The following is a 6,820-nucleotide window of genomic DNA, read 5'->3' as shown; positions in this document are numbered from 1 at the left end:
AATAGTGGTACATGAAAAAAACACCTCCTGAATTCGCATACTAAGTATGCAAATTCATTGGAGGTGTTTTTCGTTTGAAGACAAGAGTTCATTACCCAGAAGAAGTAAAGTGGAAAGTGATTGAAATGAAAAAGGATGGATATTCCAATTGGACAATTATGGAGAAGCTTGGAATTAAAAATGTTTCCCAAATTAAGACGTGGATGAAGTGGTATCGTACCGATCAAACGTACCGTTTTCAACAACCTGTAGGAAAACAATATTCTTATGGAAAAGGACCAAAAGAGCTCAGTGAATTAGAACAGCTACGTTTAGAAAATAAACATCTAAAAACAAAATTACTTGTATGGGGAAAGTATCTGGAAATCGAAAGGGGCTGAAACCAGAAACTGTAGTTACTTTATGGAGAAATGTACAAACAAAAATAACGGTAAAAGACTTGTGTAACGTATTAGAATTACCCCGTTCTACATTTTATCGTTGGTTACAACGAACGGAAGATCTGAAAGATGATATAGAAGAAAAAGTAAAGGACGTCTGTCTTAGGCATAAATTCCGGTATGGATATCGAAGAGTGACCGCTACTCTTCGAAAAATGGGACTGTGTGTCAATCATAAAAAAGTATTACGAATCATGAGACAAAATCATATTCTTTCAAAAGTGCGTCGAAAGAAAAAGAAATATATCAATGGTGCGGAACCAATGGTAGCCCCTCATCGATTGGAGCGCCAATTCGATGCATCCAAACCAAATGAAAAGTGGTTTACGGATGTGACGTATCTCTTATTTGGAGAGCGTACCTTGTATTTATCAACGATCATGGATGCCTTTAATCGTGAAATTATTAGTTGTGTCATCAGCGAATCACAAACACTGACATTAGCGATGAAAACATTGAAACAAGCAATGAGAGGGCGAAAAGTAAAAGATGTCCTTCTTCACTCGGATCAAGGAAGTATTTATACAGCAAAAGAATTTCAAGCGTATGCCAAAGAAAACGGCATGATCACCAGCATGTCCCGGAGAGGAAATTGCCATGATAATGCCGTCATGGAAAGCTTCTTTGGTCATTTAAAAAGTGAAGCTTTCTATTCACAAAAGATAACAAAAGTATCCAACACAACTGTGCGAAAGATTGTGCTAGAATACATTCATTACTACAATTGTGTGCGAATTCAAGAAAAATTAAACCACCTATCCCCTAAAGAATTTAGGGAACAAGTGGTTTAGGTGTTTTGATTGGTGTCCCGTTTTCGGGGTTCACTTCAGAATGACGTATGATTTTTCTTTTATGCGTATATATAGTTTGATAAAATGGTAGTAATTGTAATTGTTTGTGAGGGTGAGGATGGTATGCCTTTAATGATGATGAAATGTTAAAAGATATACAAGAGATAATGGAGAAAAGGGCGGTAATATGAGTAGTAATTTGCGTGAAGGTTTTTTAAGAGTAATGGATGAGTATTTAGAGGCGAAAAAGGGAGAGTTTACAAAGCACAATTTAGGGTCATTTGTTAGAAATGACATGAAAAAGTTTTTTGCTAATTTATCTTTTATAGACATGAATAAATATGTTGTAAAAGGTTCAGTTGGTCAAACGAAATGGGCGAATGTACCATGGTTTGCTATTATGAATCAAAAGATTACAAAGTCAACTCAAAGAGGTTACTACATTGTTTATTTATTTAGTGAAAATATGCAACGTTTGTATCTAACGATAGCACAAGGAGTGACTGATACCCCTAAAGAGGAAATAGAAATAATAAAACAAGAAATTCGACAGCATATAAATATGTCTTCAAAAGTAAAACGAGACGATAATATATTTCTAGGTACGAGCTCTTCAGCGAAAGATTACGCGAATTCAACTGTAGCATATATTGCGTACGATGCTAATAAAATGCCAAGTGAAAAAGAGTTAGTAGAAGATCTAGAAGAAATGCTTCGTTATTATGAGGGATTTATTGCTTACAAAGAGGAAGGAACGAAATACGAAATGATTTATGAGAGGAAAGAAGTGTATTTAGATCAACAATCAATTATCGATCATGTGTCTTCTTATATTCAAAGTAAAGGTTTCTTTTATGAGAAAAAGGATCTTGTTAATTTCTTCCTTTCATTAAAAACAAAGCCATTTGTAATTTTATCAGGTATTTCAGGTACAGGAAAAACGAAAATTGTGCAGTGGTTTGCAGAGAGTTTAGGGGCTACGGACGAGAATGGACAATTTACGCTTATTCCGGTTCGACCTGATTGGAGTGATAGCTCTGATTTACTTGGTTATGTGAACCTTCAAGGGGAGTTTCAAGAAAGACCGTTAATTAAAGTTCTTGAAAATGCAGATGCAAATCCAAATAGGCCGTATTTTGTAGTGTTGGACGAGATGAACTTAGCTCGAGTGGAATACTACTTTAGTGACTTTTTAAGTGTAATTGAAAGTCGTAAGTGGAAAGATGGGAAAATTGTTACGTCACCAGTACTTCCAGATTCAATTACGAATAAGCATATTACAATTCCATCAAATGTATATATTATCGGAACGGTAAATATGGATGAAACGACACATCCGTTAAGTAAGAAAGTATTAGATCGTGCGAATACAATTGAGTTTAATACCGTTAACTTAGATTATTTTAATTTCTTAATGGATGTAGAAGAGAAGGAAGCTGAAATTGCTTCAAATCGCTCTTTAGAAACCGAGTATCTTCATTTGAAAGAATGTTTTAAAGAAAACGAAGATCTTGTGAGAAATATCTCAACTATTTTAATAGAAATAAATAAAATACTTGAATCAGTTGGAGCTCAAGTTGGATATCGTATACGAGATGAAATTTGTTTCTATATGGCATATAACGAACAAGGAAAGCTATTATCGTTTGATGAAGCGCTTGATTATCAAATATATCAAAAGATTTTACCGCGACTTGCAGGAAGCGATGGAAGAACAGAAGAGGTATTAAAGCAGTTGTATGTATTATGTACAAATGAAGAATATGATAGTGGTAATAATGACGCTTCCTATGCTAAATATCCTCGTTCAGCTAACAAGCTGTCTCATATGTTAAGGAGGTTCGAGTATGATGGTTTCACCTCTTTCTGGATCTAATAATGAGATAGAGCTAGTTAAGATTGAAACAGAGGAGCTATCATTGACGATTAAGGGAAATCCTTATCATGAAAAATACGAGAGTTTAAAAGAATATCATGCTATGAGCGCGGATGAAATGATGTATTTTCATGTAGATGGGAAGACGGAATCTGTTTCTGTATTTGATGCGAGACTGCGGAGATTAGATAAATGGAACGAACATCCGCCGATCTTTTTTGAAAATAGAAGTTATCAGCTTGTTGTTGTTCCGAAAAATAACAAGCAGCTCTCCTTTTATCATGAACATCCAGGATTTCGAAAACAAGTTAGTTCCATTCAAATGGGTTCACTTCATGTGTTAATGGGGAATCTTTCTTTTCCGAATGAAGTAGGAAATACAATGTTTGAAATTAAAGATGATAAAGAAACTTTATTAACCGTTACATTTGAAGTTTTCCCAGTAAAACTTGATTATAAGGATGATTACAAAGCTTTACTAGATGAGGTAAATGATGAAATTTATAATTTAGCGTTTCATTTATTAAAGAGAACTTACTTAGGAGCATCTGCAATTTACGCTACAAATCCATCGAAGAGTGAGTTCTATCGTATTTTAAATGATTCCTTTGAGCGGTTTATGAAGTCGGTCTCTCATATTAAAAGACAACCGCATCATACGCTTATGACTAGGCATCAACTTGTACGAGGAGAAAAAATTCGTAAATTGGATTCTGTCGGAATGAACTATTTGCGAAAGCGACCACACTTGCTGCAAGGAGAAAATAATATACCAACTAAAGGTATTACAGCTTATAAGGAAGTGTCTTATGATACGTTAGAAAATAGATTTGTTAAATGGATGATTCAAAGAGTCGTACATAAAATAGATGATTTACTTAAGGCATTAGAGCCGAAGTCTAGATATACACGTGGTGTAACTGATGAAGATTTGTTAGAACGTGTGAAAGATATGAAGTATCGAATGAAAAATGAATTGAACGATCCATTTTGGAGAGAAATCGGAAAATTGGATCGCTCGGTCTTTTCACTCGTTATCCAGATGGCAGCAGGCTATAGAGATGCGTATCAAATCTTCTTAATGCTATCGCGAGGTTTAACATTACGAGGACAAATTTTTAAAATGTCGGTAAAAGATGTTGCTAGATTATATGAATACTGGACCTATTTAAAACTCGGACAAATTCTATCAAAGAAATATATACCGCTCGATCAAGATGTTATTCAAGTTAAACAAGACGGTTTGTACGTAACGTTAGATGAAAGTAAAACCGCAAAAAGAACGTTCAAGCATCCAGTCACTGATGAAATAATAGAACTGTATTTCCAGAAAAAAAACGGTAGACTGCCAACAGTTACACAAAAACCAGATACGATGCTTGCTATTGAGAAAAAGGGAAAGAACTATCAATACCAATACATTTTTGATGCGAAATACCGAATTGATTTCGCCGAAAGCTCTCATTATAAAAGGAAGTATGGCGCCCCTGGCCCAATGGAAGAAGATATTAATACAATGCACCGCTACAGAGATGCATTAGTAGTAGAACAAGAAGGACCATTTGAACGAACAGCTTACGGAGCGTACGTACTATTCCCGTGGAACCAAGAGGAAGCGTACGAGAACCATCCATTTTATAAAAGTATCGAAAAAGTAAATATCGGTGGCTTTCCATTCTTACCAAACGCGACAAGACTAGTCGAACAATTTCTAGACCATCTCATTGAAAAAAGCCCAGAAGAAATTATAAAAGAAGGTATTCTCCCCAGAGGAACAAAAGAAGAATGGCATTCATCACTAGAAGAAAAAGTATTAGTGGGCAGCGTGAAAACTGAAATTGAATACGAAACATATAAAAAAAATGGGTTATATCAGATGTTAGTCACACAGTTAAAACCAGGATGGCAAGAAGCGAAGTATATAGCATTATATGCACCGAAAAAATGGCACGGAGAAAAAGGCGGAATTCAATACGTAGCAAAAATTAAACACATTCAAATGCAACAAAACGATGAGTATGTACATTTCGAACTAGAGCCATGGAAAAAACTAGACCACCTCATCCGCCCAGTAGGATATGGCATTCAAACATACACAATAACAACTATGTCGTTATTAAAAGAAGTACAAGAGCTCCCAGAACTATTTATGAAATCAAAAGAAGAACGAACTCTTTGGAAAACGCTGCGTCGTTTCACGAAGCAGGTTAAGGTTGAGTTGGATCACCGTAATTTAGATGAGGCTTCTTCTATTAAGAGTTATTATGTGCAGGATGTTCAGATTTGGGTTGATTATGAGAATGAGGTTGTTATGGTGGGGAGAGATGGACTAGTTAAAGAGGTGCCTTTGGATTTGGTTGTTGGGAGAGGTTCGGTGTTGTTTAGGGAGGTTTTAGAAGTGTTAAATGTTAGGGAATAGAGTTTAGATACAAAGGGGATTAAATAATGGATAAGAGACCGAATTTATTTTTACATGGAACAAGTGAGTTGTCGCAAGATGCTTTTATTTGTTGGTTAGCAGAGTGGGCGAACCCAATCTATAAAGAAATTGATGAATACTTACATGGAGCTGGTATAGATTTTATTAGAAGAATATATGACTTACACAAAAAGAACTTTCCAGCCGCTATTAAAGAAATTAAGATTACGAAACAATTTAAAGGTTTAGATATACTTATTGAAATTAACGGTAATCAGGCTATTTTAATTGAAGATAAAACGTATACAAAAGAACATTCTAATCAATTGAAGCGTTATTATGAAGATGTGGTTAAATTAGAAAAATACAAAGAGAGCGACCTATTACCCATCTACTATAAAATAGGTAATCAAAGTGATTATTCAGCAGTGATTGATGCAAAGTATATGTTGTTTACAAGAAAACAAATGCTTGAATTTTTACAAGAAAATATAGATAGAGGCGTTCAAGATCAAATATTTTTAGATTACTATTTTTATCTAAGAGAAATAGATCAAAAATATAGTTCATATGAGACGCTTCCGCTAAGTGAGTGGAAAGGTGAAGCTTGGGAAGGATTTTATGAGGAACTAAAGCAACGTGGGATCAAAGGCCAGTACGGGTATGTTGCTAATCCGAATGGCGGATTCTATGCTTTGTGGTGGAGTGAACAAGAGGATAATGATTGTAGGCAGTATTTGCAGTTAGAAGAAGGCCGATTATGTTTTAAAATACATGTTGCTGATGAGGATAGAAGAAAAGAACTTAGAGATAAGTGGAGTAAAGCACTAATCGAACGAAATCATAATTATTCTTTCAATGTGGAGAAACCTAGATTTGGTAATGGGCGGTATATGACGGTTGCTGTGGTGAGGGATTATAGAGTAGGAGATGGAAAAGGGAGAATTGATATTCCAGGAACGATGGGAGTTTTAGGTGAAGTGGAGAAATTTTTAAAAAGGATAGCTGTTTAATAGTTGATGCTATTAAATCATAGATGTAATTATGAAATAGATTAGATAAATATTAGTTAGATAAAGTGTAGTGTTAGCTATGGAAAGAAGAGTATATGAGGTGTATGCTTTTCTTGTAATTAGTAAGTAAAGTGGATGTAAATTAAAATGATGACCTCCATCCTGTCAAGCTAAGAAACAGGTATTTTATGTTTCGAGAATGTCGAGCGGGAAGATAGGTGTATCAAAGGATGATAGGATACTTTGTATTTCTTTATGCCAATTCTGTGACGTGAAAAAAT

Annotated in this window: 3 protein-coding genes and 1 pseudogene; all 4 read left to right on the top strand. The window is 34.9% G+C overall.

Annotated features, from left to right (window positions below; translation table 11 throughout):
* Positions 1-74: 74 nt before the first annotated feature.
* The 4 genes and pseudogenes from ACYFX0_RS09400 to ACYFX0_RS09385 all read left to right on the top strand — a co-directional run bounded on the left by ACYFX0_RS09400 (position 75) and on the right by ACYFX0_RS09385 (position 6,539).
* Positions 75-1,231, top strand: a protein-coding gene (locus ACYFX0_RS09400; protein WP_097826534.1) for an IS3-like element ISBt2 family transposase whose coding sequence is annotated in 2 segments (ribosomal slippage) — positions 75-327 and positions 327-1,231 — 1,158 coding nt in all. Because the reading frame shifts where the segments join, the coding sequence is not laid out codon by codon here.
* A gap of 160 nt (positions 1,232-1,391) precedes the next feature.
* A pseudogene (locus tag ACYFX0_RS09395) lies at positions 1,392-3,107 on the top strand (McrB family protein); the annotation flags it as partial.
* Positions 3,082-5,526, top strand: coding sequence for a DUF2357 domain-containing protein (locus ACYFX0_RS09390; protein ID WP_460270336.1), 2,445 nt, complete (start codon positions 3,082-3,084; stop codon positions 5,524-5,526). The pseudogene ACYFX0_RS09395 and the gene ACYFX0_RS09390, both read left to right, overlap by 26 nt.
* A 26-nt stretch (positions 5,527-5,552) precedes the next feature.
* Positions 5,553-6,539: a PD-(D/E)XK nuclease family protein gene (locus tag ACYFX0_RS09385; RefSeq protein ID WP_460270331.1), complete on the top strand. Its 987-nt coding sequence runs from the start codon at positions 5,553-5,555 to the stop codon at positions 6,537-6,539.
* The last annotated feature ends 281 nt before the right edge of the window (positions 6,540-6,820 follow it).

The sequence above is a fragment of the Bacillus sp. NEAU-Y102 genome (genome assembly GCF_054788175.1).
The sequence above is the reverse complement of the archived record's forward strand: the minus strand, read 5'-3'. Positions and strand labels throughout refer to the sequence as shown.

Coding starts and splice junctions, on each gene's coding strand:
- ACYFX0_RS09390 (WP_460270336.1), top strand. CDS start 3,082: ATGGTTTCACCTCTTTCTGGATCTAATAATGAGATAGAGCTAGTTAAG.
- ACYFX0_RS09385 (WP_460270331.1), top strand. CDS start 5,553: ATGGATAAGAGACCGAATTTATTTTTACATGGAACAAGTGAGTTGTCG.